Here is a 26,386-nt window from a genome sequence, read left to right on the forward strand (position 1 = left end):
ACGTGCCGGGGATAAAGCCATTTATCGGCCTCCGCGAAAGCCAATTTCATAACCGGCTGAAATTCTTGCATTTTTTAGGCGAAATTTTCTCAGGCGACACCCTTTTGGAAAATTCATGCCACCCGCATTCAGGCGCCCCAAAACGGTACGACGAGGCGAAAAAACCCTGAAAAATCACGGAACCTTTGTCGTTGTAATTTGTTTTGTTCTCATAATTCGCAAAACAGTCTGGGGTTATCACCAATGACGCAAATCCGTGAGCCGGAGCGCCGAAGCAGAATCCTGCGCGGCCGCCCCTATAGCCTTGATGAATTCGCTTCCAAATATGGCCTGCTGAGCGATCAGGCCGAAAGCCTGTTCACCCGTTTCGGGCCCTCCTCTATCGAACTCGACCTGCTGATGGCAGCCAAACGCCGGTCGCCGGTTCTGCCGGACAGAATTGCCGAATAACACTTTGACGAGTGGAATGGATAGATGAGCGACAGACGCCACGAATGGATCAGCAAAAGAGCTTACGCGATCTGGGAAGAACAGGGCCGGCCCATTGGCCGCGACGACGAACACTGGCGCCAGGCGGTTGCCGAACGCGATGCGCTTGAGCGCACGAAGGCCTCTTCCGATGGCCGCGAGGTGCTGGTGAAGTTTCGCCCGAGATCGCAGCAGCCCGAAATGCCGCGTCAAGACTGGGTCAATCCTTCCACAATGGTCGGCTGACCCCCAATCCCAAGCCGGCTTCAGCCGTTCGGCAGCGCTCGTCCATTGCCGGAGCCCCCCGTGGTGGCCTCGTCCTTAGAGGCCCCTGCGGCGCGCATCAGGATGAGGGGGAGAGGCGTCGCCGCTTGCCTCCCCGGAGAGCAGAACGGCAAGCCAGACTCTGCACGGCACCACTCAGCACCACACGGCATACCGATCGCCCGCCTGCCACACGGCCGCCGATCAGCCGCTAGCCACGCTACACACCAATCAACCCTCATCCTGAGATGCGCAGGCCGAAGGCCGGAGCCTCGAAGGACGGGGGATGGGTGCTGCGGCCGCTCCATTGCCGGAGCGGGACCCCGGTAGCCGGCCTTGCTTCTCTCGAGGCCCTGGCGCTTCAGGATGGAAAGAGGGCTCGGCTTGCCTTTCGCAAGAGAGCGTCAGCGACGGCACAGCGCAACCGTTTCCACAAACATCATCGCTCCCTCCGCAAAGTCTCCATCAATCGTTTCGAAACAAGTCGATGAAATAATGCGGATTTCTTAACCATAGATCCAGAACGCAAAGTCCGATCCTTTCACCGCCAAATCGAATCACGACATGAATGAAGACGTATTCATCGGCAGTTTTGCAGAGCAGAAATGCTGTGGGATTTGCCTGCCGGCCGGCGTGGGTGTCATGCCTGAATTGCGGAGAAAAGGCTGAGCCGTTCGGGAAGGCCGATCGTCAGAAAGCGTTGGTTTCCTGGCAGAGCGCCCGGTGAACCTCGGTCCAGAACAGTGCCAGCGGCCTGTCGCCGTTGCGTTCGGCAACGAGGGCGCGGATCAGCGCTTCGGAGCCTGCCATGTCCTGCCAGCTGGATTTCAGGCCCTTGGCGGCCTGTTGGCATTCGGCAATCTCGAATGGTCTCTTGCTGTCCATATGAGGTCTCCTCATGACAGGCGCTAGCAGATGGGACCCGAATTGTCATTCCCCGCATATGTGGGGATGCCTTGTATTTATGACGGCCCTCGCGGTAGGATTGAGGGAATTGGGGCAGTGGAAATGATTGAGAATACCTATAGCGAAAAGTTCGAGTCCGCTTTCGAACAGATCAAGGCCGCGGCCAATGTGGATGCCGCCATCCGCATTCTGCAGGCGGAATATGGCCTCGATTTCGTCACATACCATCTCGCCCAGACGATCGCCAGCAAGATCGATTCGCCCTTCGTGCGCACCACCTATCCGGATGCCTGGGTCTCCCGCTACCTCCTGAACAGCTATGTGAAGGTCGATCCGATCGTCAAAGAGGGCTTCGAACGGCAACTGCCCTTCGACTGGAGCGAGGTCGAGCCGACGCCGGAGGCCTATGCCATGCTGGTCGACGCCCAGAAGCACGGCATCAGCGGCAACGGCTACTCCATTCCCGTCGCCGACAAGGCGCAGCGCCGCGCCCTCCTGTCGATGAATGCCCGCATACCGGCTGACCAATGGGCCGAACTCGTCCGCCGCTGCCGCAACGAATGGCTCGAGATCGCTCATCTGATCCACCGCAAGGCCGTCTACGAGCTGCATGGCGAGAACGATCCGGTGCCGGCACTGTCGCCGCGCGAAATCGAGTGCCTGCACTGGACGGCGCTCGGCAAGGACTACAAGGATATTTCGGTCATCCTGGGCATATCCGAGCACACCACGCGCGATTATCTGAAGACCGCCCGCTTCAAGCTCGGCTGCGCGACGATCTCGGCCGCCGCCTCGCGGGCCGTGCAATTGCGCATCATCAATCCCTAGAGCCTTTCCTGGTCAGATTGCAGCATTCTGTTGGCTCAAACGGAGTCGGATGGTCGACCGGCCGGCGCGCGGCGTAGCCCGGCTCTACGGCCAAGCCGGCCGGTCGGTCAGCTGGCCCGTTTCAGCCAACCCTCCGGCAGAATGCTTCAAGCTGACCAGGAAAAGCTCAAGCTCGTTTGTCGTCGCATGTCGTGATCGCAAGATCTCAATTTTGCGCGGCAGGCTCTGCCCCCCTCATCTGAGGGGGCCCATCTGAGGGAATTTCCGATCCGGCCCGCCTGAACCATTCTGCCTTCCACGAACTTGAAAACGCTGGAGGGCAAAATGTTCGTTATCATTCAGGCACATGAGTATCAGAAATACGCTGCCGTACTCGACCAGATGTTTCGCCTGCGCAAGAAGGTGTTCGCCGATACGCTCGGCTGGGACGTGCCCGTCATCGGCCCTTACGAACGCGACAGCTACGATTCGCTGGCTCCCGCCTATCTCGTCTGGTGCAACGACAACCGCACCCGTCTTTATGGCGGCATGCGCCTGATGCCGACGACGGGCCCGACTCTTCTCTACGACGTGTTCCGCGAGACCTTTCCCGATGCCGCCGATCTCATCGCCCCCGGCATCTGGGAAGGCACGCGGATGTGCATCGATGAAGAGGCGATCGCCCGGGATTTCCCCGGCATCGATGCCGGCCGCGCCTTCTCCATGATGCTGCTTGCGCTTTGCGAATGCGCGCTCGATCACGGCATCCATACGATGATTTCCAACTACGAGCCCTACCTCAAGCGCGTTTACAAGCGCGCCGGCGCCGAAGTGGACGAACTCGGCCGCGCCGACGGCTACGGCAAATATCCCGTCTGCTGCGGCGCCTTCGAAGTTTCGGACCGCGTGCTGCGCAAGATGCGCGCCGCCCTCGGCCTCACCCTACCCCTTTATGTCAGGCACGTGCCGGCTCGCTCGGTCGTGACCCAATTCCTGGAGATGGCAGCATGAACCGCCTCGCTGAAACCGCCACGCAGAAGGATATCGGCGCGCTGGAACGCCATGTCCTTGCATCCCGCGACCTCGCCACGCAGATAGGGGATCCCTTCCTCTCCTATCTCCTCTCGATGGCGCTGTTCACGATCTACGAGAAGAAAGCCCATCATGAGAACGAGGCGCTGAAGAGCAGCTTCAGCTGAGGGCGCTGTTCCCCTCCGCCGTGCCTGAAGACGAGCCATGTCTCCCGGCGCCTCGCGCGCAGCCGCAAAACCAGTCCCCGTTTTGCGGCTGCGCGGTGTTACTACGTCATCAGGGAATTGATCGTCGAAATCAGCGTGTCGTGCATATAGGGCTTCGGCAGGAAAGCGGTATTGGCGGGTAGCGCCATCGGATCGAGCCGCACCATGCCAGAGGTGATGATGATGCCGATGTTCGGCCGCATCGCCCTCACCCGATTGGCAAGCTGGAGGCCGTCCATCGAGCCGGCCATGTTGACGTCGGTGAACAGGATATCGACATCCTGCCTGCCCTTCAGCACCACCAGCGCCTCATCGGCATTCGCCGCCTCCAGCGCCACATGGCCGACATCCTCCAGCACATCGAGGATATTGAACCGGATCAGCGGCTCATCCTCCACGATGAGCACCACGGCACTGTTCAAAGCCACCATCTGCGATCGCCCTTTTCATGCGGAACGTCACTTGAATAACTGTGGTCCGCGCGGGAAGCTTCCAGTGGCTGCCCACGAAATATGCATCGTCCACAGATGCGTGCGCTCTCCGCTTGTGGCTCTTCCCGATTTGCGTTAGAGCGGAACCCGTGCCGCGGGAACCATTGCCCCGGCATCCAAGCGCCGGACACCCGGCGCCAAGGGCCTGTAGCTCAATGGTTAGAGCCGGCGGCTCATAACCGCTTGGTTGGGGGTTCGAGTCCCTCCGGGCCCACCATTCAACTCTCTAAGATCCTATTTTTCCTGCATATATTTGCGTTCAAGGTCCCAGCTTTCAAGCTTAGACCCACCGAGTTAGACATTTTAGTTCTCGTTCCGATCCGGCAAGAGGAGCTTGGCGCCGTCTCCGGCTAGCTTCTTGCGACGTGCTGCGCGGGTGTAACCATCTGAATATTGCCTTGAGCTGATCGCTAGTCGCACCGTTTTTTTGCGGCGATCGAGGCTCCGGCCTTTCGCGGACAGGGCATAGCACCTTGTCCAACCATATGATCGAGCAGAGTGGCGCCTATGCCGACACAAGCCGCGGCGGCCACGCAAACAGGGCATGTTGGTCAATAGCCGCCGGTTGGTAAGGCTGACGGCGCGCTATGGTAGGGCTTCCGTTTTGCTGCCGCCGCGATGATCGACTGGACGGATCGGCCGAGCAACTAGCGCACTTCAGAGCGCGTGTCGTACTTCTCGTCGTACCGCGGTTATTGCGCCCCCTGCCTAGCTCTAAATCAGCAGCCCCCTAATCCTTGCGAAAATTCACGAGGCGCATAAATTCAATCTATCGGATAGCTTTTGCTGGTGACCACGGATGTACTGGCACCGTGCGATGCAATCAAAGAAAGGTCGGCGCGAGCATTCGCCCGACCTTTCTTTTTATAGGTTGGCGCCCGTGGCAGTGCCGACTAAAAATCGAAATACACAGTCACTCCTGACCGACGACGATAGGAGTAATCGTCGCGATAGCCGTAATAGTCGCGATGACCGTAATACCGCGGACGGTAGCACGAGCCATAATACCTGCAGTCGCGGTGGGCGTATCGCTGTTTCCAGTGGCGATTTGCATGCCATTTCCCATGTTTCCGGTGTTTGACCTGCTCGACGTCTGGGGTGTGCAGTTGTGCTGCGTTCGGCACGACAATCGGCGTGGCGTTTAGCGGCAGGGCGAACGATGCAGACAAGACAATGGCTGCAAGTGACGAAAAAAGCATCTTCATCGGATCATCCTTTCAGGCTTCGATTCTGGGTTAACAAGGATTAACCTCCGATGAACGCGCGCTTCTCAGAAAAACACCGGCCGTTGAACTTCCTTCGGCTCGGCGGACGTGATTTTTTGGAATTTTGACACGAGGTTCCCGAATTTTTGAAAAGCCCAATCAGGTCTTAAGGACGGCTCAAGGAGCGTTTAAACCGTTCTCAAAGGGCCGGCAAAATATCCTCCCGCCCGAGGTCCAATCCCGTCCGATTTCCGAGCGCTTTGCCGCGACGCGCCAGCGGTCATTGCCGCTGAAGGTCGGCCGGCGGGGGGTGGGCACACTAAGTGCGCTTATAGATCGTCGCGGATAGAAAAAACGTAGTTGTAAGGCGTTCCGGAAGAGCCTTTCCGGACCTCGTCGATCGACAGGGAACGAAATTTTCGATCTTTCAGGCAATATACAGAATATCCAAACGGCTTAAGATAGTCGATCACACTGCCGACAGCGTTGGGTCGATGTCGGTCTTCCGCTTCGATAAGCAGATTTGGGCGATCCCGGTGCAATATAGCCTCCGCGCCTTCGAGTACTTTTAGTTCGTGCCCTTCAACGTCGATCTTGATGAAGCCTACAGTGTCGAACTGATAGCTATCCAGGCGCCGGGTTGGAACGGAAATTTCTTCGACATTTTGCGTCGAAAGCCTATTCTGCTCCTCAATCGTGGCGCAGCCATCCATGCGCTGATCACTGGGGATCCGCATCGTTGCAACGCCAGCGCTGTCGGAAAGTGCGACCTGCTCCACCCGAACCGACGAACCAAGCGCGGCCTTCAGAAAAGCTACCATGTTAGGTTGAGGCTCGAAGGCGACGACATTGCGCGCATACTTGGTCAAGAACCAAGAATAGACACCGTAGTTCGCACCTATATCGATGGCAGTCTGGCTCCGACGGCATAATCGATCGAGGATCCGAAGCTCGGGCTCACCATGGCGCCATTCTCGTGAAGCGCGCGTCCATAGCCTGAACCGAGGTGGCGCAATCTTAGCAATATGAAGCATGTAGGCTCCCGGTAACTCGAAAGCATGTGCTATCCACTCGTCGAGCGGCGTGCCCCTGTTTCTTCACCTTCCGTGAATTGGCAACCAGTGGCTAGATCATCGATAGTTGATGCCTTGCGTGGCCGTTTCGCCAAGCCTAGTTCTTTAGGTGAAGCCGACGTAGCCGTGGATCCCTTCTGCAGGCATGGCCAAACAACCTTGATCGTGGCAGCAAGCGCTTGCGAAGGGGTTTTCAACAAATAACAAAATCTTGATCGGCAACGACAGTTATCAGGACGCCTCTTCGGCCCTACTTGCCACGAGTATACGGACACGTTGGACAGTGAAGGGTGGGGAGATGCTTCAAACTCGCAAACTATCGGGGGCCATGACAGCCGTCTTCGTCATTGCCATGTCGGCATCGGCCTGCACCACGAGCCCAAACGACTCGATGCAAACGGGCTCGGTCGGGTATACCGCCCGGAGCGCTGACTTTGACCTCCGGCCTGCCTGCCGCGATGGATTCGGCAATGATCGTCCGTGCAGCTATTAGCGCGGGAAAAATTGGAAGTCTGATTGCAGCGATAGTTCGCCTCCAGCGATTGCCAGTCAGACGACTTCATCCGGCGGCATCATGCCCGATCGGCGCAGATTTCTAATAGCTGCAAGAACGCCCATCGCTCGGCCTGAACCCACCACCGCAGGCTGGGTTGAGCGGCAGATCCTCGTGGTAGTAGCCGATCGAGGAGGTTTGGTCGACGCTTCCGGACGAAGTGCAGGCCGAGATGATCGAGGCAAGGCTGATCAGCGTTCCGGTCGCGATAAATGCGAAAAATCGGTTCATCTGAGCTTCTCCTTCGGAGGGGTATCGTTTTACCCCAAGCGGGCAATCTACCACGCCACGGCGACGACAGACGAGGATTTATCGTGGCCGACCGGCCTTAGCGGCCCGATCTAACGCCAATGTGATCAGCGTGCAGGCCATCTCCTCAAGCCATGCACTGTCGCATAACTGTCATGTGAAATTGCCCATTGTTCCGGCAGTCTGGGCAAAATATATGCTGTCGGCTAACAAAAAAAAGAATGAGTGAATTGCCATGAGTGCCATACAGAGACTTTTCCACCGCAATCTCCTGACCCGCTTCGTCTCCGGTCTCGGTGCGGTTCCCCAGCGCATTCGCGCCGCACGCGAAGAGCGCCAGCCCGCCATCCATCCATCCTTCATGGACGATTTCGGCGCCTAAGCGTCCAATACATTCCCCGGCCAACGGGTAGGGAAACGCCCCTACCCTCGCCGGCGCGCGTCCTTAGTTCACTGCGGGTGCAGCCGGTTCACCCCAGCTGGAAATGGCTTGGCCGGCCTTGGTCGCCACGCGCATGTCGTAGAGCGCCAGCGAAGCCTGGAGCTGCCGCATGTCGGTGCAGCGGTTGATGATGCCTCCGATATATTGCACGCAGTCGCTGGCGTTGCCCTGTACCGAGCCAGTCGCCCAATCCTTGACGACCCCGTCGGCGCCCACCAGGAAATAGGAAAGCCGGTTGTTCTGCGAAACGGTGGAGCTGCCGACCAGACCGACGAAATTCGTGCCGGTTTCGGTCTTGGCGCCGGGCGCCATGTGCCGGTAGATCGTCATGCCGTTCGTCAATGACGTCGCACCGATCATCGGCCCGAAGGTCGCTTCCGAGCCGGAAAGCCGCGCCATCGGCGACTGGCCGAGATTGGCGACCTCCGCATAGGGCTTGCCCAGCGCATAGCTGGTGTAAGAGCGGTTGGCGGCATTCTCCGCCTTTTCCGCCACCTGAGAGCAGCCCGCCAGATCGACGGCGAGGCTGATCGAAAGAATTGCCAAGAATCGCATGCTGCCCCCTTGCCGGCCGCACGATGTGCTGTGCGGCCGCCGCTTGTTCCTTAACCCGCCATATTTGCTATCAGGTTTGCGGAATTTGGGAAGCGGTGGCGTCGTCACGTCGGTTGATGCGAGGCGAAGTATCGTTTGCCTGCGCTTTACCGGTGTGCCGTGTGAGCCCCTCTGCCCGGCAGGGCAGAGAGGGTGACCGCGGCATATCCTCTCCTCGTTACTCCACATTTTTCTCGCGATGCGCATGCGCCTGTCTTTTCCGCCGCAATAGCTTCACAATCAACCGACAGAAAGCTGTTCAGGGAAACGACAACCAAGGAATGAAAACATGGCGCCGATCTACACCAGAACTGTTCTGATGACTGCCCTTCTGGCCCTGCCGCTGACCGCCGCAGCGCCGGCATTCGCGCAGGAGGTAAAGCCGCGCGAGCCGGTGATCTCGGTGACGGGCGACGGCGAATCGTCCGCAGCGCCCGATATGGCCGTCCTCAATCTTGCCGTCGTCAAACAGGCGAAAACCGCCCGCGAAGCGCTCGACGAGAACAACAAGGCGATGAACGACGTGCTGACCGCGCTGAAGAGCGGCGGCATCGCCGAGCGCGATCTGCAGACCTCCGGCTTTTCCATCCAACCACAATACAATTATCCGCAGCCCGTCGACGGCCAGCAGCAACAGCCGCAACTGGTCGGCTACCAGACCATCAATTCGGTCACCGTCAGGCTGCGCGATCTCGCCAAGCTCGGCCAGGTGATCGATCAGGCCGTCACCCTCGGCATCAACCAAGGCGGTGACATCCAGTTCACCAACGACAAACCGGAAGCCACTCTCGAAGAGGCACGCAAGGATGCCGTCGCCGATGCCGTCAAGAAGGCGAAGACGCTGAGCGAAGCCGCCGGCGTCAAGCTCGGCCGCATCCTCGAGATCAACGAGAATGTGCCGCGCGCCATGCCGCAGCCGGTCTATCGCGCCACGATGATGAAAGAGACCTCCGACACTGCCGTTCCCGTCCAGGGCGGCGAGAATAATTACAATGTCAGCGTCACCGTGACTTTCGCCATCGAGCAGTAAAAGGAGAGCACCGCGCGTTTGAAGAAACGTGCGGTGCTCAGGCTGCCGACAATACACGAGCAAGGGTTCAGCGTGACACGACCTCCCACCGCTTGGAGATCGACGAGAGGCAGCCCTCTATCCGCGTAAACCGGACAGCAGTGGCACAATTCCGAGGATGAGGCGGGGCGAGCGAGATTTGTCATTAAACGGAGCGCTCGGCGTCTTTTCAGACCCGCAGCGCTGTAAAAAGTCTTTCAAAAAGAAAACCGCCCTTGCCGATCCGGGAAGACTGGCAAAGGCGGTTCTGGCCGCCGCATCGGGGAGACGAGGCGGTATTCTACTTGATATCAGCGGCGCAGGGCGGGGCAGCCGCGCACGTTGCCGAAGCTCATTTCATCGGGACCACGACGCGTCCAGCCCTGGACGATCACGCGGCGCGGGGTGATGTCGACGACGCGGGCGCGGCGGAAGCCGTAATCCCGGGCGAGATTTTCGGCGAGCTGCGGATTGCAGCCGCGCGACGGGCGGCCGTAGCCCGGAGGCGGACGGTCATAGCCCGGAGGCGGACGGCGGTAATCCTGTGGCGGACCACGGTCCGGCTCGCCGATAATGATATTCAACTGGGCGGCGGCCGGGGCCACCGTGCCGGCAAGAGTGCCGGCTGTCAGCATGACGGCAAGACCCGCCTTTGCCAAAAACTGCATCATCGAAAAACCTTTCGTTTGAAAGTCGGAGCGGTCGAGCCGCCCTCCCCACTCTCCACATTACGCCGAAGCGTCATTTGAGAATCACTCATACAGATCAGAGAAGAGACGGCTGAAAGTGTCGCCGTCAAGGCAAAACGGACCGGAAGCGCCGCTTCGGCGCCTCCGACCGCAGTCCTCAGCGCCGGATCAGCGGGCAGCCGCGGACATTCGCGAAGACCATTCTGTCCCAGCCGCGACGGTCGCGCCCTGCGACGACGACGACGCGCGGCGACAGGCGGGTGACATGGGCTCTCCGCAGGCCGAAATCGCGCGCCTTATTCACGGCGTGTATCGGCGAGCAGCCGCGGATCGGCCGATGGTATTGTGCCTCGACGACGAAGCTCGTCTGCGGCCCCGCGGCGGCGGCCGTGGAAACAGTGGCCGGAATGGTGCAGAGGGCGAGCAGAGCGGCAAGCGAAGCCTTGGTGAGGAAATGCGTCATGGATGTCTCCGTCGATTGAATTCCAGGCTCTCCCTTCAGGGATTGTGTCGACAGTAAACGTTGCAAAATGAATGGTGTTCGAACCGGGCATTCAGTTTGCATTCACAACAGCATGATGCCGAAAACGTCGGCGGTTTCCGGCACTATCGACTCTCTCTTTCGATGTTCAGGGGCTGAGATGCAGCACGATCTCGCGCCGGTGCGGCCGGTCTCGATGTTCGAAGAGATAGAGCCCCTGCCAGGTGCCGAGCATCAGCCGCCCCCTGGCGACGGGAATGCCGATGGAGACCTGCGTCAGCGCCGCCTTGATATGCGCCGGCATATCATCCGGCCCCTCGGCCCTGTGCACGATCCAGCTCATCTGAGGATCGGAGGCCGGCGGCACGAGGCGGCGGAAGAAGGAGAGAAGATCGGTGCGCACATCGGGATCGGCATTTTCCTGGATCAGCAGCGAACAGGATGTGTGGCGCACGAAGACGGTCAGAAGCCCCTCCTCCCGCCCCGAGGCGTTGACGAAAGCGCTCGCCTGGTCGGTGAATTCGTAAAGGCCCTGTCCGCGTGTGGACAGGCTAAGGATCGTCTGGGGCAAGGCGCTCTCCCATCTCGCAATGACATTCCCCGCGAGTTGGCGCACCGCTGGCGGCGAGTCAAGCTTGCCGGGGGAAGTCAAAGGTTGCCTGGCGCCATCAGAGCTTGAGCAGCATCTCGAAGCCGCCATAGATCATCCGCTTGCCGTCGAACGGCATCTGCCATTGGTCGCCCTTGAGCCTCGGATCCTCCATCACCTTGGCATTGATATCGTCGCGCTCCCGGCGCGAGCCGTAGACGATCCAGGAAAACACCACCACCTCATCCGCCTTCGCCTGCACGGCGCGGGGAAAGGAGGTCAGTTCGCCATAGGGCACGTCGTCGCCGATGCACTCGACATATTCGAGGGCGCCATATTCCTTCCAGATCGTGCCGGCAAAGGTCGAGAACTTCTTGTAGGCCCCGACATTCTCCTTCGGCACCGCGACGATGAAACCATCGACATAGGACATTGCACTCCTCCTCTCATGTGTCTGTTATTGCGGGGGAGATAGGAGCCTTGCCGAGCGGGTCCAGCCCGGTGGCGAGTGGTTGACCGCGCCGCGCTATCAGCTTCGGCCCGATCAGGGACCATTCACCAGCTTCAAGATCAGTTGCTGGATATTGCCGCCGTCACCCATTTCGATCTTGTCGAAGTCGCGGCCGCGCTGGCGCTGGCGCATCGAGATCTCGCCGAGGCGCCGGGTCAGCTCGACCCGGATCTTCTTGCAATCGGGGTCATCGGCAACGGTGAGGCCGATGCTCGTCGCCTCGATTTCCTTGACCATTTCCTTGATGGTCACGCCATGCACCCGTTCATGGGCCGCAACACCCGATATGAAGGCCTGCCAGCTGCTGTCGACGGCCGCCGGCAGCTCGCTCGCCGGCTTCGGCAGCGTGTAGGTGATGATGAGCTTCGGCCGGTTGGTCACGATCACACAGGCATTGCCCTGCGGTTCGTATTTCCTCGTCCAGGTCAGCTTGAATGTCGTATGCGCGATCACCCGGCCCGTGACCCCGGCCTTCGGTCCCCGCGCCCCGATCGATTCGTAGAGTTCGGCCCCGGTCTTGCCCGATATGGAATAGGGCCGCACCTCCTCGACCGCCTGCCATTCGGCCAGCGCTGCCGCCGGCGCCAACGCGAAAAACGCCGTCAGCGCAGAAGATAGGAAATGTCTCGTCACGCGCCGCCCCGCCAAATGATTCCCGCCGCCGAACCTAATGGGACCGCTCCCGTCTTTCAACGCGGTTAAACGAGGCGCAAGCATCAGCCCTGCAGCGTCTTGACCCTGGTGAGATCGGGGAAGAGCCGCATCCACAGGACGACGACGACGATCGTGCCGAGCCCGCCGACGACGCCGGTGGCGACCGGCCCGAGGGCTGCAGCCATCATGCCGGATTCGAATTCGCCGAGCTGGTTGGAGGTACCGATGAACAGCGAGTTGACGGCGCTGACACGGCCACGCATCTCGTCCGGCGTCAGAAGCTGTACCAGCGAGCTGCGCACGACAACGCTCACCGTATCGGAGGCGCCGACGACAAGCAGCGCCGCGACGGAAAGCGCAATATTGGTGGAGAGCGAGAAGACGATGGTGGCGACGCCGAACACCGCGACGGCGGCCAGCATCTTGCGCCCGACATTGCTTTCGAGCGGCCGGCGGGCAAGCACGATCGACATGGCGAGCGCGCCGATTGCCGGCGCTGCGCGCAGCAGGCCGAGGCCCCAGGGGCCGGCATGCAGGATATCGCGGGCAAACATCGGCAACAGCGCGGTGGCGCCGCCGAGCAGCACCGCGAAGAGATCGAGCGAGATCGTGCCGAGCATGACAGGCCGGCTGCGGATGAAGGAGACGCCGGCAAAGACGGAAGCAAGCGTCACCGGCTCGCGCCTGGCAAGGCTCCATTGCATGCGGATCGAAATGACATTGAAGCTCGCAACGGCAAACAGCAGCGCCGCGATGGCAAAGGGCGCCACGGGATGAAGGCCATAGAGCAGGCCGCCGAGCGAGGGGCCGATGATCAGCGCCGTCTGCATCATCGAGGTGGACGTGGCGACCGCCTTCTGCAGCATCGAGGCCGGCACGATATTCGGCAGCAGCGCCGCCATGGTCGGCCGCTCGAAGGCGACGACGGCGCCAAGCACGGTGACGGCGGTAAGGATGCCGGCCGGCGTCAGCCATTGCTGCCAGGTGGCGATCGCCAGCACCAGCGCCGTCACCGCCTCGATCAACTGGCAGACAAGCCCGATGCGCCGCCGGTCGAACCGGTCGGCCACATGGCCAACGACAAAGGTCAGCACCGCCATCGGCAGGAACTGGCAGAAGCCGACGAGGCCGAGCGCAAAGGCGCTGTGCGTCTGATCGTAAATCATCCAGCCCATGGCGATGCCGATGGATTGGAAGGAAAGCGAGGAAAAGACGCGGGAGGCGGCGAAGTTCAGATAGCCGGGGTGGCGAAGAACGCTCCCCGGGCTTTGGGATATGTCCATTGCGATATCACCGGCCGACGCGGCGAAGCCGTGGCCTTCATGGGGTTTTCAAAAATATTGGCACGTGTTCTGCCCCAATAAATGGTTTGTCAATTGCAATGAGCTGTTGTCACCGGATTGTGCAATGCTCGGCCTCACAAAGTTAGCGCGGTTCCCTGGAGATGCTGAGATAGCCGGGGTCGAATTCGGCGATTTCCTGCAGGCGTTCCCAGTCGACGATGGTGATCGTCCGGTTCTCCCAGGTGAACACCCCCTCGCGCCTCAACGCCTGCAGCGTCTTGTTCAGATGGACGACGGAAACGCCGAGCACGTCGGCCATCTCGATCTGCGTCAACGGAAACTGGAAGCTTGCGCCGCGCGTCCGCTTCACCACCTGCAGCCGCACGAAGAGTTCGCAGACGAGGTGAGCGATATGGGCGCGTTTGGAGCGCCGGCCCATGGCGACGATCCATTCCCGGTGAATGGCGCCATCGACCAGCGTGTCGAGCCAGAGCAGCCGGGTCAGGTGCGGCATGCGCTCGGTGATCGCCCTGAGGTCGGCGTGATCGGCAAAGGCGACATGGCAGGACGACAGCGCAACGATGCCGTGATCCATCTTCTTGATCGGGAAAGCGTGCAGATCGACGAAATCGCCGGCGACATGCAGCGCCGTGATCTGGCGGCTGCCGTCGGCCATCACCTTGTAGCGCGCCGCAAAACCGTCGAGCAGTAGCGTGCTGTAGCCAGGCCTGCTTCCTTCGGAGACGAGATCCTCCCCGGCAGCAAAATACCTGTCTTTGACGATGATCGCCCTGAGATGGCTTTCCTCTTCATCCGACAGCACATCGCGGCTTCCAAGGTTGAGCAGCAGGGATTCAATCAAGGGCCTGCCCCCCGATATCGCGAGGGGCCCGACCGATTTCGATGCAACCCAGTTTTTCTATAAGAATCAATGCCTAGCCTCGGGAACAATTGTCTTCATCTGTGATTTCCCCTCTAACGCGTAGGGAAAAACCATGGCTCGCTACTATTTCGATCTACACAACGGGGAAGGTCCCACGCGCGATGAGCACGGCACCGAGCTCAGATCTCGTGAAGACATTCCGAAGGAAGTGACCCGCATCCTGCTGGATGTGGCCCGGGACGAACTGCCTGCGGGTGACCGCATGACGATCGCCGTCACCGTTCGCAACGAGAAAGGCGATCCGGTCACGGTTGCCAGCCTCGTCTTCAACAATGAATGGCTCGACATCTTGCGATAGCGGCCGCCGTTCAAGGGCTGCCGCCGGTCACACATACGCATCAATCCGACTCGGTCGATTGTGACGCGACGCTAAGACCCGTCTTCATAGCCGACAATTAAATTTGACATAGTCTTTCGATTGCTTCGGCTCGATCGACAGCTATTCAAGGCCGGCGCGCCGATCGCGGTTCTTTCGAAATTTCTTCGAGAACCAGCCGGATTTCCGCCAGCGGCCGCCGGCTTTCATCGAAGAGTTCCACCGACAGCATATTCAAAGGCGCAGCCGGCAGGCCTTCGGCGGCCATCTCCGCGAGCACGCGCCGCGCCTCCGCTTTGGCAGCCTCGACGGAGTCGAAATCATATCCCGTCTCGGTCGCCCCGACGCCATCCCGATCGAAAAGCTGAAAGTAGAATTTCGGCACGACACATCCCCCGCTAGGTGAGCCTAACGGGCCGGCGGCAAACATGTTCCGCCGGAACGGCTGCAACGGACGCCGTCAGAAGGTGCCGGCTTCCGGAGAGGCCATTTCCTCGATACCGTCGACACGGTCGGGGTAGAAGGCGAGATGGTCCTTGATATTGCTGACCGCGGCATTCGGCGCCTCATAGGTCCAGACGGCATTCTTCGACCGCTCGCCGCCTGCAATGATGCTGTAATAGGAGGCATCGCCCTTATAGGGGCAATGGCTGGTGTGGTCGGTGCGCTGCAGCAGCGACATGTCCACATCCCTCCGCGGAATATACTGCACCGGCGGATAGGAGGCCTCGCGCAGCGTCAGCGCATCGTGTGTATCGGCGATGATCTTGCCGCCGAGCGTGACGACGACGCGGGAGGGATTGTGCTCGACGGTGATCGGGTGGTCCGGCCCCGGGATCTTGATCGTCTTGTCTGACATGGTGGTTCGTCTCCAGGAGATATCGGCCCCTTGGAGATAGGGCGGGCACGCTGCCGGCCCAAGGCCTGGAATGCCGCCTTTGCTGAAGTGTCGCTCCCTTAGAATTCAAAATGCCGCGATTCTACGCTCAGCATCGCCGTTTTCGGCGCCGCCGGCCAATGGTGCGCGAGCGCATCGGCCACCGTGGCGACCAACCTCTCCAAGTCCTCACCGGCCGAAGCATGCAAGGCCTCGGCAACGATCAGCACCGAGCGCGTCGCCGGCCGCACGGCCGAAAGCCCACTCTGCCGGTTCGTCCAGCGCCGCGCATGCGCGTTCCCCGCCCCGTCTGCGAAGATCACCTCATTCGGCTCCGGATGTTCGCTCACGCCGCCGAAGGTCAAATAGGTCTCGTCACCCCCAGCCCGCCGAACCTCGAGATCGCCGACGATCATTTCGGCGTCGAAGACGGCGATCGGGATGGCAAAAGCGAGCGAAATCGCATTGCAGAGATCGATGAGCGGATGCAGGCGCGGCAGCGCATGGTCCTGACGGAAGCGGCGCAGCAGCGCCTCGGAAGCGCAGCGATATTGCGTCGGCTTCAACCCCATACGGGAAAAGCCACGCCGCCAGGCCTGGATTTCGGGGAATTCGCCTTCCTGCGTTTCGGCCAGCCGGGCCTCTGCGATCGCACTGAAACCTGCGATCGCCTCCTCGACATTGGCATCCGCATCGATGCCTCCCGCATGGAGCGCACCGGCGAGAAGCTCCGGAAAGACCTGCCATATGGTATCGGAATGGCTGAACTGCATGGTCTATCTCCCCTCGACGCGCTTCACCGCGACACGGCTCCCGGCAAAGGCCAGCCCGAGCACAGCGGCCAGCACGCAGGCGATGCCGGCGATCTGGCCAAGCCCGACCGGCTCGCCAAGAATGATGAAGGCAAGCATGACGGCGGAAACCGGAGCAAGCGCGGTGAAGAGCGCAGCTTCCGTGCCGCTCACCCTCTCCGCCCCCGCATACCACAATAGAAATCCGCCGACGGTCGGCACCAGCGCATAATAGACGACGGCGGCGACCGCGCTTCCCGACATGCCTTCTGCGAGAGGCGCTTCGAAAACAGCCGGGATGACGGCGACGATGAAGCCAATACCGGTCATCAGCGCCGACTGGGCAAGCGGCGCGATTTCCGTTTTCAGTTTTTTGTTCAGCAGGATGAACACTCCCTCGCAGACCACCGCCAGGAAGATCAGCGCATTGCCGGCAAGCGAGCCTCCTGCGGCCTCCGGCGTGGCGGCGATCGACAGCACGCCTGCCGTCGCCAGCGCCACGGCGAGAAGCAGGCCACGCTGCGGCCGTTCGCCAAGCAGCAGGATGGAGATTGCGGCCGACACCACCGGCAGCGTGCCGATGATGACACCGGCATCGGCCGCCGAGGTCAGGCTGAGGCCAGAAATTAGCAGCGTCGTATAGCCGACGCTACCGGCCCCGGCTTGAATGACGAGGATGAGGCGGTCTTTTCCGGAGAGCTTCGGCAGCCGCGCGCCGGTCGCCCGCATCAGCACGAGAAAGATGGGAAAGGCGATGGCGAAACGCAACGCGGTGGCGCTGAACGGCGGCAGGCCTGATGCGATGAGTTTGCTTGATACAACCGTGCTTCCCACAGTCAGCATGGCCAGCGCCAGATAGAGATAACCTTGAACCTGTCTCGACATTCAGCGTCTCCTGTTGGACGCGCCGAGAAAACAGCAGGAGCCCGTCAAAGGTCTTGAACGAAATTGCAGGCCTAGCCTGAGGTTCAGAGAAAGCCGCCGGCATAGAGGCGCGGCGACAGGCCGTATTTGCGCACGAAGACGCGCGTCATATGGCTCTGATCGGCAAAGCCGCTGGCAAAAGCCGCTTCCGCCAGCGGCATGCCCTGAGCAATCAGCCGCCGCGCGATATGGATGCGGGCCTGGACGAGATAGGCATGCGGTGTCAGTCCGGTCGCCTTGGCAAAACCACGCAGCACCTGGAAGCGGCTGAGCCCACTTTCCCGGGAGAGATCGGCAAGCGAGACGGCGGCAACCGGATCGTCATCGATCAGCTCTCGCGCCGCACGGATCGACGCCGGCACCGGCGGCCTCTGTTCGGCGCCGCCGCGCTCGCGCATGACGTCGGCGACGAGTTGCAGAAGCAGTTGCTCGCAGAGCAGCCCGTCCGCCGCGGCGTCGGTTGCCGCACGGAACAGCGTTTCGAAGCGGCCGGCGATCGCGCGGTTACGGATGACGGGATGCGGGATTTCCGATCGCCCTGCCCCGTCTTGGCCGATCTCTTGCGCCAGACCGGTGACGATGGCGGGATCAAAATAGAGGATGCGCCAGGATCGTCGCTGGCCGATCGGCGCGCCGTCATGCACTTCATTGGGATTGACGGTGATGATGTCGCCGGCCTCAGCCTCCACCATGCCGCGGCCGCTCAGCGACGACTGTGCCCCGGCGGACATCAGGCCGATGCCGAACTGCTCATGCGTGTGGCGCGCGAAGCTGTGATGCGTTTCCGCTTCTACCGCTTCGACGCCTATCAGCGCCGAGCGCAACATCCTGAACTGGTTTTTCGCCATCGTCTGTCCGCAGGTCCGATCACGGGCCACTCTGCCAGTCGGACGGAGAGGAGGCAACGCCTAGAAGAACTCGTCGAGCAGTTGATAGTAGCCGAGCCTCGCCGGATCCGTGGCCGGCAGGCCGTAGCGGTCGAGGAAGGGCCGCACCAGCGCCTCGCCGAAATTATAGGCGATGCTGCGGCAGGCAAGCGCGATATCCTGATAGCGGTCGGCGACGCCAAGGCGACTGCAGTCGATATAGCCGGAAAATCCCTTTTCGGAGGCGATGAAATTCGGCAGGCAGGCATCGCCATGGGTGACGACGAGATCCTCGCGGCCCGGCCTTCTGCTTTCGAGTTCGGCAAACAGGGCTTCGGCACTCTTTCCAAGCCGCGTCTCATCGAAATCGGTCTCGTCGACGATGCCGGCCTGCATCCGCGCTTTCGCCGCCGCAATGCGTCTCTCCAGCCGATGGTCGAAAGGGCAGGATGCGATCGGCAGCCGATGCAGGTCGAGAAGGGCTACCGCCAGCAGTTCGACCCGCGCAAACGGCGTCAGCGCCGACGCGCTGGCGAGGTCACGACCCGGCAGCGCGCTGATCAGCAGCCGGTTGTGCGCACCGTCGCTATCCTCTGTTATGACATCGGGACAGGGCAGACCGGACGCCTTGAGCCAACGAAGCCTGGCTGCCTCGGCGGCGAACTCGCCGAAAGGAGCGGCCTGTTCGACCTTCAGATAAAGCGTCGGCAATCCGGGAGCTTCGAGCCGGAAGACGCTCGCCGCAGAACGTCCGAGCGCATCGCGCTCGAACCGGTATCCGGCCAGGCGGGCATCAAGCGCGCCCGCTGCCAGCGGTTGATCGTCTTGGGAATTCGACATGATATCCGTGCCATTGACGCCGCCGCATTATCCCGACAGGCCGATGCACTGCAAGCGGCACGATCGGTCAGCACATATCGGCGCTGGACGCCCTCTGCGACCTCAATGAACAGTTTCGGGGGGCGCGGCTTCGAGAAGGATTTCGAAAGCCTCTTCCAGAGCAGCCACCAGAATATCGGTCAGCTCGTCGCCTTTGTTTTCCAGGAACAGCGCGCTCACGGCTTCGTCCTGACGCTCCAAAAAACGCTCGATCTCGTTCGACATATCATTTGTCCTCTTCTTCACCGGAAACATCACGGCCATGAGAAGAGGCTAGGTGCGGTTCCTTGCGCGTAGCTTGTAGCGAAGCTCATCGATGCTCAGCGTCGCCCATTGGATAGTGATAGCGCGCCCACTCACTTTTAGGGATTACATTCCCGACACCAAATTCAAACGATACAATCTTCGTCGCGTTGTCATTCACTTCGCAGCTAAACGCCAATTGGTGCAACTTCTGACCGTCATAGAATGCGCTTCCCTTGAGCGCGAGGAAATTGCCATTCGGGAGCTCGTATTGAGGCACCTCAATAATATTGGGATCATATGCGGCAGACGAATGAAGAAGCTGTTCTCTGAGCTCGCTCCAACAAAGCCGACCGCCTCGCGTTGAACGTGGCAAGTTGTTCATCGCCATCTTGACCGCGCGGTCTGAGACAAAGTCGTCGGTAAATAGCGTCTTCGCTTTCGTGAGCTTGTTCGATTCCTTAGCCTCTACGTCTGGTGGCTTTGAGGAGGTCGTTGCCGTCGAATTCGTCGACGGCTTTGCCGGCTCGAAATTCGTCTTTGCCTCATCGTGTCCTGTGGCAGCCGGCCCGTTCTTTTCCGGATTGGCCTCAGCAGTCTCTACCTCGGGAAGTTCGATATCCTGCGGCAGCGGATTCGCGGCAGGCACAGTGTCCTGAACCTCAGGCTTTTGGGGTTGCGGCGGTTCGGCGGGCGATGTTTCTTCGGGTTTTGTCTCGACGACCGGGGACTTCGGTGCTTCGGCCTGCTGCGGTATACCCCGCTCGCTTTGTTCCGGCGCTGAATCCTTCTCGGCAAACTCGAAAACCGGGCGGGCGACACGTTGTGGCTGGGGAGCGACTGGCGCTTCCGGTAGCTTCGCAGCTTTCGGCGGCGGTGGTGGCTGCTTCTTGGCCTCTTCCGGCGGCTTCGGCTCCGGTGCATTTTCCTCGGGCTTGGGCTCCGGCTTCTTCTCCTCCGGTGGCGGAACGAGTTCCACCTTGACGCTCTCGTCTTCGGCGGGCTTCGGATCGATCTTCGGCAGCCCGAAAATCAGAAGAGCAATGATGGGAATATGCGCGACAACGGACGCGACGATGCCCCAGCGGATTTCAGGCCGCTGTTTTCCCGTTTCATGCTGCGTTTCCGCTGGTTCCACGTCTTCTTCTGTCACAGCAGCGATGTGGCCTCTAAAGCCGGCAGCATCAAGCCACAAAAGAAAAAAACCGTGTGATCGCAGCAGCCATCTAACGTGCTACAGCACCCTTTGCGCGTCCGAAAAGACGCGCGGCGCTATAGTGTCATTGGTCGGCGGCTCCATCGTCGGCCACCAGATCGTGGACCTGCCATTCGCTTCGCGGAATGGCATCTCCGATGAGAAAGGCGAAGGACGCGACCTTGCCGGAGCCGGCATTGAGCTCGCATTTGAACTGAACATTGTACCACTTCCGTTTGCTGCGGAAGGCGCCGCCCTTCACCTCGACGCTGTTGCCGCTGACCTTCTCCGCCGCCATCGCATAGGGCGCGAGCGCATCCGGCGCCATCGCCGGCTGCGCGCGGCGCACCTGCTCCAGCGCCTCCAGGTCACAGAGCTGCAGATTGCGCTCGCTGCCGGCAAGGCCGCGCAACGCCTCGCGGGCGCGCCGGCTGCGCGGATCTGACAACACCGTCTCCGAAAACAGCTGGCCCGCCTGGACGAATACCTCAGGCTTCGGCGGCACCGGAGGGACGGAAGCCACTTCAGGCGACCTCGCGGCCGTCGGCGCCTTCTCCTGATGTGGCGGAGCAATCTCCTGGACCCACGCACTCGCGTCCGGCTTTGCCGTAGTGGGTGCAGGCGTCGCGACCCGCTGCGCTATCGCAGAAGGTTTGGCGACTTCCGGAACGATATCAACCGTAATGCCGTCGTCCGGCAACGGTGCCGGCGGCTCAGGTCTCGGAAGCAGCAGGAGCAGCAGTGCAAGCATGACGGCATGCAGAGCGAACGAGGCGAAAGCGCCCCGCTCGATACCTTCGCCCCGATTTTCCCACACCAGTGCCATCGCTCAGGAAGCAGCTGTCGGACAATCGAAGGCGGCCATAAAACCTGGGAACGCTTTCATCAAGAGCCCTGCCGATACGCCACGAGGAATTAAGGACAGGGCGACAGTGCCAGTCTGACGCGAGTTGCGCAACGCTTATGACCGCCGATAGCGGTCCTTTGTCGCGATCAACCAAGCGAGCCGATGATCTCACGATAGGCGGCCTCCGGAAATGCCTTCAGTGTCTGGGTGCGGACATTGCCGCCCATCGCGAGCGAGAGGCCAAACCGCGCCATGACGGCATCGTCAGGCGCTTCGCAGACAGCCACCATGTCGTGGCCGCCCATCGTCAGAAAGAACTGGTTGAAGGAGCCGCCCATGTCGCCGAGCAATTTCTTCGCCGCATCTAGCCGTTTTGACGAGTCGCGAACGTTGCGCACACCTTGGTCCGTCCAGTTGATCAACACAATGTAAGTGGTCATTTCGCACCTCCCAACGGAGGATTCGCCCGACGCGGGCATGCACCGGTCCTCGCTCGCGCATCGCGATCGATTTCTTCCCCCGTGGCCGGACTATAATCTTGTCACCACCCAGCGACAAGAAAGCCGCCGGGATCATTGGTATTAGGCATGTCGCCCAAAAGTGTGCAGAAAGTCGAGATAACCCCGCGTCTGGGACTGCGTACAAAATTTCTTCGTACACGGAGCGTCAGTGCGCGCTCGCGTGGCACCTAAAAGCGGACCTCTAAACGTTCGACATGGCAGCAGATCACAGATTGAGACGAGGCGAGCAATGTGGGGCCGAAACACCGGTTGCGAGATAACGACTGGATGACACAAAGACGGAAAGCAAAAAGCCGGACATGAAGCCCGGCTTTCGCAATCGTAGAGATCGTGTCGTCGCTCAGCTGTCGAGGAACGAGCGCAGCTTTCTGGAGCGGCTCGGATGCTTCAGCTTGCGCAGCGCCTTTGCCTCGATCTGGCGGATACGTTCACGGGTGACCGAGAACTGCTGGCCGACTTCTTCGAGCGTGTGGTCGGTGTTCATGCCGATGCCGAAGCGCATGCGCAGGACGCGTTCCTCGCGCGGCGTCAGCGAGGCCAAAACGCGGGTCGTCGTTTCGCGCAGGTTCGCCTGGATGGCGGCGTCGATCGGCAGCAGCGCGTTCTTGTCCTCGATGAAATCGCCGAGATGCGAATCTTCTTCGTCGCCCACCGGGGTTTCGAGCGAGATCGGCTCCTTGGCGATCTTCAGGACCTTGCGGACCTTTTCGAGCGGCATCGCAAGCTTTTCGGCCAGTTCTTCCGGCGTCGGCTCGCGGCCGATCTCGTGCAGCATCTGGCGCGAGGTGCGGACGATCTTGTTGATCGTCTCGATCATGTGCACCGGAATGCGGATCGTGCGGGCCTGGTCGGCGATCGAACGGGTGATCGCCTGACGGATCCACCATGTCGCATAGGTCGAGAACTTGTAGCCGCGGCGATATTCGAACTTGTCGACCGCCTTCATCAGGCCGATATTGCCTTCCTGAATGAGGTCGAGGAACTGCAGGCCGCGGTTCGTGTACTTCTTGGCGATGGAGATGACGAGGCGAAGGTTTGCTTCGACCATTTCCTTCTTGGCGATGCGCGCTTCGCGCTCGCCCTTCTGCACCATATGCACGATGCGGCGGAATTCCGAGATCGAGATCCCGGTCTCGGTCGCCAGATTCTGGATTTCCTGGCGGATGTCGCGGATCGTCGTGTTTTCGCCCCTGGCGAATTCCTTCCAGCCGCGAGCAGCCAGATTGCCGATCGACTTCATCCAGTTCGGGTCGAGCTCGGCGCCCTGGTACTGCTCCAGGAAGGAGTCGCGCTTGACGCCATAGGATTCGGCCAGACGCAGCAGGCGGCCTTCGTTGGAAACGAGGCGCTTGTTGATGTCGTAGAGCTGCTCGACCAGAGCATCGATGCGGTTCTGGTTCAGGGACAGAGACTTGACGGCCTTGATGAGCTCATCCTTGAGTTCCTTGTAGCGGCGCTCCTGGGCGGTAGACAGCGTGCCGGAAGCCGACAGCCGCTGCTCGACCTGTTGGTCCTGCAGCTTGCGCAGCTTCTTGTAGGTCTCGGCGATCGTATCCAGCGTCTCCATCACCTGCGGACGAAGCTCTGCTTCCATCGCCGCCAGCGAAAGGTTGGATTCGTCCTCGTCCTCTTCCTCCTCTTCGGGAGGCAGGCCTTCGCCGCCGACATCGGTAATGTCGTCGTCGCCGGAGCGGGCGCGGCGGGTCTTTTCCTTTTCCTCGGCGAGCTTGCGGTCGGCCTCGATCTTCTCCGGGCTCTGGAACTGCGGCGCAGCCTTGGCTTCAGGACCTGAATAGGTCGTTTCGAGATCGATGATCTCCCGCAGCAGCGTCGTGCCTTCGTTGAGTTCGTCACGCCAGATGATCAGCGCCTGGAAGGTCAGCGGGCTCTCGCAGAGGCCTGCGATCATCGTTTCGCGGCCGGCCTCGATGCGCTTGGCGATCGCGATTTCGCCCTCGCGGGAGAGAAGCTCCACCGAGCCCATCTCACGCAGGTACATACGAACAGGATCGTCTGTCCGATCTGTCGGTTCTTTCTTCTTGGCGGTCGCAAGCGCCGTGCCGCTCGAAGGCGCGAGTTCGCCGCCTTCGCTGTCCTCGTCGCCGCCGGCGTCGTCGTCATCGCCGCCGCCGGAAGCACCGGCTTCCTCGGCTTCTTCGTCTTCGATGACATTGATGCCCATGTCCGACAGCATCGACATCGTGTCTTCGATCTGCTCGGACGTCACTTCCTCGGACGGCAGGACCGCGTTGAGCTCGTCCATCGTCACATAGCCGCGCTTCTTGGCGGCCTTGATCATCTTCTTGACCGCGTCGTCGGAAAGATCGAGAAGAGGGCCGTCGCTTGCGCCGTCGCGTTCGACTTCCGCGTCTTCGTTCTCTTTGACCTTGGTTGCCATTTATATCGTCGCCTTCCTGACGCTATCCAATCTCGCTACGGTGAATGGGCCGTCTCAGGGCCTGACGCGTCGCTCGCGCCGCCCTCGAATCACCTTTGCCCACCTAACGGGATGACATTTAAAGCCTGATTAACCACGATCGCCGGCACCGGACAGCAAAGCTTTCTTGCTTTTGGATTTCCGGCCATGGTTGCGCGATCCGCCTTGACCCAGTTCACCGTTTCAACAAGTCGAACGGTGATTCCCACATTTTTTGTTCTCGTCAAGCTTTTCCAGAAAAAAAGCTCACGAAATATCGGAAAAAGCCTTATCCACAGGCTTTGAACCGCGGCAGCGATTGCGAAGCCTTATTTAAGATGCGGCGAACAAAAGACAAGGGCAGCAAATATTTTGCCCGCCATACCCGTTATTTCCACCATTTTTGCAGTTGTACCGACGATATATGCGCCTTCAGACTGAAGAATCTAACGCGCCGCGCCGTCATAGGCCTTCACCGTCAGCGCCCCGAGATCGACCGCGGGAATGCAGCGCAGATTGATCGAGGCCATCGCCGCGCCATCCGGGGTCACGGCTTCACCAAACGGCGCGATGCCGCAATTGGCGCAGAAGTGATGCCGGATGACATGGCTGTTGAAAGTATAGGTCGAGAGATTGGCCTCGGGCGTCTTCAGCACCAGCTTGTCGCGCGGCACGAAAGCGAGAAGCCCACCCCGCCTGCGGCAGAGCGAGCAGTTGCAATCCAGCGCCTCGGTGAATTCGCCTTCGACCTCGAAAGCAACGTTGCCGCAATGGCAGCTTCCTTCATAAATCATGTCGTCCTCCTCACATCCAATCCATGACGACCTTGCCGGAGTTGCCCGACCGCATCGCCTCGAAGCCATCGCGGAAATCGTCGATGCCGATCCGATGGGTGATGATGGGCGCAAGGTCGAGGCCGCCCTGGACGAAGGCGATCATCTTGTACCAGGTCTCGAACATCTCGCGGCCATAGATGCCCTTGAGATTGAGCATCTTGAAGATCACCTTGTTCCAGTCGATCTCGAAACCAGCAGGCGCGATGCCGAGTATGGCGATCTTGCCGCCATTGTTCATCTTGTCGATCATGTCGCGGAAGGCGGGGGCCGCTCCCGACATTTCAAGCCCGACGTCGAAACCCTCCGTCATGCCGATCGCCTTCATCACATCGGCGAGGTTCTCCTTGGAAGCATCGACGACGTGGTCAATGCCGAGTTTGCGCGCGAGATCCAGCCGGTGCGGATTGATATCGGTGATGACGACCTTGCGGGCGCCGGATCGCTTGGCGACGAGCGCGCCCATGATGCCGATCGGGCCGGCGCCGGTGACGAGCACGTCCTCGCCGACAAGATCGAAGGAGAGTGCGGTATGCACGGCATTGCCGAACGGGTCGAAGATTGCCGCGATCTCGTCTGATATATCGTCCGGGATCGGCACGACATTGCTTTCGGGAATGCAGACGAATTCGCCGAAGGAACCCGGGCGGTTGACGCCGACGCCAAGCGTGTTGCGGCAGAGGTGCCCCCTGCCCGCCCGGCAGTTGCGGCACTTGCCGCAGACGATATGCCCCTCGCCGGAGACGCGCTCGCCGACATGATAGCGGGTGACCGCCGAACCGATCTCGGCGATCTCGCCGGAAAATTCATGGCCAACCACCATCGGCACCGGAATGGTCTTCTGCGCCCACTGGTCCCAGTTCCAGATATGGACGTCGGTGCCGCAGATCGCCGATTTCTTCACCCGGATCAGCACATCGTTCGGCCCGACCTCGGGCACCGGCACATTCTCCATCCAGAGCCCGACTTCCGGTTTCGCTTTGACCAGTGCCTTCATCATGTTCGACATATCTGTATTCCTTGGCCCCGTATCTGTCGCAGCCCCTCATCCGCCTGCCGGCCCCTTCTCCCCGCAAGCGGGGCGAAGGGATATGCCGCACCGTTTCCGCATTCTCAAGCGGTCCGTTGGGCACGTCCCCTCTCCCCGCGAGCGGGGAGAGGGTTAGGGTGAGGGGCAGCATCGCCTATTC

35 protein-coding genes and 1 tRNA gene are annotated in these 26,386 nt (G+C 60.6%); 10 read left to right on the forward strand and 26 right to left on the reverse strand.

Translation table 11 applies throughout. The annotated features are described in order from the left end of the window. Positions 1-243 precede the first annotated feature (243 nt). A complete protein-coding gene (locus NE851_RS26355) occupies positions 244-450 on the forward strand; it encodes a hypothetical protein (protein ID WP_028756342.1) in 207 nt (68 codons plus the stop codon). Positions 451-474: 24 nt separating this feature from the next. Further along, positions 475-714, forward strand: coding sequence for a DUF2934 domain-containing protein (locus tag NE851_RS26360; RefSeq protein ID WP_028755998.1), 240 nt, complete (start codon positions 475-477; stop codon positions 712-714). A 708-nt stretch (positions 715-1,422) separates the two neighbouring features. On the opposite strand, the gene NE851_RS26365 is transcribed toward NE851_RS26360, so the two are convergent. Then, positions 1,423-1,617, reverse strand: coding sequence for a hypothetical protein (locus NE851_RS26365; RefSeq protein ID WP_018242928.1), 195 nt, complete (start codon positions 1,615-1,617; stop codon positions 1,423-1,425). Positions 1,618-1,740: 123 nt separating this feature from the next. On the opposite strand from NE851_RS26365, the gene NE851_RS26370 reads away from it, so the two are divergent. The 3 genes from NE851_RS26370 (at position 1,741) to NE851_RS26380 (ending at position 3,644) form a co-directional block, all read left to right on the forward strand. Further along, positions 1,741-2,466: a LuxR family transcriptional regulator gene (locus tag NE851_RS26370; RefSeq protein ID WP_028758644.1), complete on the forward strand. Its 726-nt coding sequence runs from the start codon at positions 1,741-1,743 to the stop codon at positions 2,464-2,466. 324 nt (positions 2,467-2,790) lie between these two features. Next, entirely contained in the window at positions 2,791-3,456 is a 666-nt protein-coding gene (locus tag NE851_RS26375) for an acyl-homoserine-lactone synthase (RefSeq protein WP_063474578.1), read from the forward strand. After that, entirely contained in the window at positions 3,453-3,644 is a 192-nt protein-coding gene (locus NE851_RS26380) for a hypothetical protein (RefSeq protein ID WP_028756001.1), read from the forward strand. The genes NE851_RS26375 and NE851_RS26380 overlap by 4 nt, the downstream gene beginning before the upstream one ends. A gap of 101 nt (positions 3,645-3,745) precedes the next feature. On the opposite strand, the gene NE851_RS26385 is transcribed toward NE851_RS26380, so the two are convergent. Continuing rightward, complete coding sequence (locus NE851_RS26385) at positions 3,746-4,114, reverse strand: response regulator (RefSeq protein WP_047611029.1); 369 nt, start codon at positions 4,112-4,114, stop codon at positions 3,746-3,748. 201 nt (positions 4,115-4,315) lie between these two features. Between NE851_RS26385 and NE851_RS26390 the strand changes: the two genes are divergently transcribed. Next, positions 4,316-4,391: transfer RNA gene (locus NE851_RS26390), tRNA-Ile, on the forward strand. Positions 4,392-5,067: 676 nt separating this feature from the next. Here NE851_RS26390 and NE851_RS26395 read toward each other — a convergent pair. Both NE851_RS26395 and NE851_RS26400 read right to left on the reverse strand, forming a co-directional pair. Continuing rightward, entirely contained in the window at positions 5,068-5,379 is a 312-nt protein-coding gene (locus tag NE851_RS26395) for a hypothetical protein (RefSeq protein ID WP_082849686.1), read from the reverse strand. Positions 5,380-5,708: 329 nt separating this feature from the next. Next, a complete protein-coding gene (locus NE851_RS26400; RefSeq protein WP_028756004.1) occupies positions 5,709-6,413 on the reverse strand; it encodes an FkbM family methyltransferase in 705 nt (234 codons plus the stop codon). 337 nt (positions 6,414-6,750) lie between these two features. On the opposite strand from NE851_RS26400, the gene NE851_RS26405 reads away from it, so the two are divergent. Then, positions 6,751-6,945, forward strand: a complete 195-nt coding sequence (locus tag NE851_RS26405; protein ID WP_080759842.1) for a hypothetical protein — start codon at positions 6,751-6,753, stop codon at positions 6,943-6,945. Positions 6,946-7,047: 102 nt separating this feature from the next. Here the strand turns inward: NE851_RS26405 and NE851_RS26410 are convergent, their stop codons facing one another. Beyond that, positions 7,048-7,236, reverse strand: coding sequence for a hypothetical protein (locus tag NE851_RS26410; protein WP_028756005.1), 189 nt, complete (start codon positions 7,234-7,236; stop codon positions 7,048-7,050). Positions 7,237-7,489: 253 nt separating this feature from the next. Here NE851_RS26410 and NE851_RS26415 point away from each other — a divergent pair, with 253 nt between their 5' ends. Next, positions 7,490-7,636 carry a hypothetical protein gene (locus tag NE851_RS26415; RefSeq protein ID WP_164735911.1) on the forward strand — a complete coding sequence of 49 codons (147 nt, stop codon included), beginning with the start codon at positions 7,490-7,492 and terminating at the stop codon, positions 7,634-7,636. A 63-nt stretch (positions 7,637-7,699) separates the two neighbouring features. On the opposite strand, the gene NE851_RS26420 is transcribed toward NE851_RS26415, so the two are convergent. Beyond that, positions 7,700-8,251 (reverse strand): hypothetical protein, encoded by a 552-nt coding sequence (locus NE851_RS26420; RefSeq protein ID WP_097542122.1) that lies wholly within the window; start codon positions 8,249-8,251, stop codon positions 7,700-7,702. A gap of 328 nt (positions 8,252-8,579) precedes the next feature. On the opposite strand from NE851_RS26420, the gene NE851_RS26425 reads away from it, so the two are divergent. Beyond that, a complete protein-coding gene (locus tag NE851_RS26425) occupies positions 8,580-9,320 on the forward strand; it encodes an SIMPL domain-containing protein (RefSeq protein WP_028756007.1) in 741 nt (246 codons plus the stop codon). Between the two features lie 329 nt (positions 9,321-9,649). Here NE851_RS26425 and NE851_RS26430 read toward each other — a convergent pair whose 3' ends face one another. The 7 genes from NE851_RS26430 to NE851_RS26460 form a co-directional block, all read right to left on the reverse strand. After that, positions 9,650-10,009: a hypothetical protein gene (locus NE851_RS26430; RefSeq protein ID WP_018242957.1), complete on the reverse strand. Its 360-nt coding sequence runs from the start codon at positions 10,007-10,009 to the stop codon at positions 9,650-9,652. A gap of 175 nt (positions 10,010-10,184) precedes the next feature. After that, on the reverse strand, positions 10,185-10,490 hold the full coding sequence (locus tag NE851_RS26435; RefSeq protein ID WP_097542121.1) for a hypothetical protein: 306 nt from the start codon (positions 10,488-10,490) through the stop codon (positions 10,185-10,187). 166 nt (positions 10,491-10,656) lie between these two features. Next, entirely contained in the window at positions 10,657-11,079 is a 423-nt protein-coding gene (locus NE851_RS26440) for a secondary thiamine-phosphate synthase enzyme YjbQ (RefSeq protein ID WP_063474569.1), read from the reverse strand. Positions 11,080-11,176: 97 nt separating this feature from the next. Next, positions 11,177-11,530, reverse strand: coding sequence for a DUF1428 domain-containing protein (locus NE851_RS26445; RefSeq protein ID WP_028756010.1), 354 nt, complete (start codon positions 11,528-11,530; stop codon positions 11,177-11,179). Between the two features lie 111 nt (positions 11,531-11,641). Further along, complete coding sequence (locus NE851_RS26450) at positions 11,642-12,241, reverse strand: DUF922 domain-containing Zn-dependent protease (RefSeq protein ID WP_028756011.1); 600 nt, start codon at positions 12,239-12,241, stop codon at positions 11,642-11,644. Between the two features lie 83 nt (positions 12,242-12,324). Then, positions 12,325-13,545, reverse strand: a complete 1,221-nt coding sequence (locus NE851_RS26455; protein WP_254958827.1) for an MFS transporter — start codon at positions 13,543-13,545, stop codon at positions 12,325-12,327. A 142-nt stretch (positions 13,546-13,687) separates the two neighbouring features. Beyond that, complete coding sequence (locus NE851_RS26460; protein ID WP_028756013.1) at positions 13,688-14,407, reverse strand: Crp/Fnr family transcriptional regulator; 720 nt, start codon at positions 14,405-14,407, stop codon at positions 13,688-13,690. A 133-nt stretch (positions 14,408-14,540) separates the two neighbouring features. Between NE851_RS26460 and NE851_RS26465 the strand changes: the two genes are divergently transcribed. After that, positions 14,541-14,786, forward strand: a complete 246-nt coding sequence (locus NE851_RS26465) for a DUF6894 family protein (protein WP_028756014.1) — start codon at positions 14,541-14,543, stop codon at positions 14,784-14,786. Between the two features lie 145 nt (positions 14,787-14,931). On the opposite strand, the gene NE851_RS26470 is transcribed toward NE851_RS26465, so the two are convergent. The 13 genes from NE851_RS26470 to tdh all read right to left on the reverse strand — a co-directional run bounded on the left by NE851_RS26470 (position 14,932) and on the right by tdh (position 26,205). Next, positions 14,932-15,189, reverse strand: coding sequence for a DUF6894 family protein (locus NE851_RS26470; RefSeq protein ID WP_063474566.1), 258 nt, complete (start codon positions 15,187-15,189; stop codon positions 14,932-14,934). Positions 15,190-15,264: 75 nt separating this feature from the next. Next, entirely contained in the window at positions 15,265-15,663 is a 399-nt protein-coding gene (locus tag NE851_RS26475; RefSeq protein ID WP_063474565.1) for a DUF427 domain-containing protein, read from the reverse strand. A 98-nt stretch (positions 15,664-15,761) separates the two neighbouring features. Then, positions 15,762-16,454, reverse strand: coding sequence for a B3/B4 domain-containing protein (locus tag NE851_RS26480; protein ID WP_097542117.1), 693 nt, complete (start codon positions 16,452-16,454; stop codon positions 15,762-15,764). 3 nt (positions 16,455-16,457) lie between these two features. After that, positions 16,458-17,357 carry a DMT family transporter gene (locus NE851_RS26485; RefSeq protein WP_028758341.1) on the reverse strand — a complete coding sequence of 300 codons (900 nt, stop codon included), beginning with the start codon at positions 17,355-17,357 and terminating at the stop codon, positions 16,458-16,460. An 83-nt stretch (positions 17,358-17,440) separates the two neighbouring features. Next, on the reverse strand, positions 17,441-18,244 hold the full coding sequence (locus NE851_RS26490; protein WP_132572662.1) for a helix-turn-helix transcriptional regulator: 804 nt from the start codon (positions 18,242-18,244) through the stop codon (positions 17,441-17,443). 60 nt (positions 18,245-18,304) lie between these two features. Then, positions 18,305-19,102, reverse strand: a complete 798-nt coding sequence (locus tag NE851_RS26495) for an APH(3')-II family aminoglycoside O-phosphotransferase (RefSeq protein WP_127430200.1) — start codon at positions 19,100-19,102, stop codon at positions 18,305-18,307. Between the two features lie 102 nt (positions 19,103-19,204). Then, positions 19,205-19,366, reverse strand: coding sequence for a hypothetical protein (locus NE851_RS26500; RefSeq protein WP_165932205.1), 162 nt, complete (start codon positions 19,364-19,366; stop codon positions 19,205-19,207). A gap of 85 nt (positions 19,367-19,451) precedes the next feature. Continuing rightward, a complete protein-coding gene (locus NE851_RS26505; protein WP_127430199.1) occupies positions 19,452-20,579 on the reverse strand; it encodes a DUF930 domain-containing protein in 1,128 nt (375 codons plus the stop codon). Positions 20,580-20,664: 85 nt separating this feature from the next. Further along, positions 20,665-21,405, reverse strand: a complete 741-nt coding sequence (locus NE851_RS26510) for a DUF930 domain-containing protein (protein WP_127430198.1) — start codon at positions 21,403-21,405, stop codon at positions 20,665-20,667. A 167-nt stretch (positions 21,406-21,572) separates the two neighbouring features. Continuing rightward, on the reverse strand, positions 21,573-21,866 hold the full coding sequence (locus NE851_RS26515) for a GYD domain-containing protein (protein WP_018242976.1): 294 nt from the start codon (positions 21,864-21,866) through the stop codon (positions 21,573-21,575). A gap of 421 nt (positions 21,867-22,287) precedes the next feature. Beyond that, entirely contained in the window at positions 22,288-24,345 is a 2,058-nt protein-coding gene (rpoD, locus tag NE851_RS26520; RefSeq protein ID WP_047611085.1) for an RNA polymerase sigma factor RpoD, read from the reverse strand. 464 nt (positions 24,346-24,809) lie between these two features. Next, a complete protein-coding gene (locus NE851_RS26525) occupies positions 24,810-25,157 on the reverse strand; it encodes a GFA family protein (protein ID WP_063474559.1) in 348 nt (115 codons plus the stop codon). Positions 25,158-25,167: 10 nt separating this feature from the next. Beyond that, positions 25,168-26,205, reverse strand: a complete 1,038-nt coding sequence (gene tdh, locus NE851_RS26530) for an L-threonine 3-dehydrogenase (protein WP_028758333.1) — start codon at positions 26,203-26,205, stop codon at positions 25,168-25,170. Positions 26,206-26,386: the final 181 nt, after the last annotated feature.

The sequence above is a fragment of the Rhizobium anhuiense bv. trifolii genome, assembly GCF_024346605.1.
GTDB lineage: Bacteria > Pseudomonadota > Alphaproteobacteria > Rhizobiales > Rhizobiaceae > Rhizobium > Rhizobium anhuiense.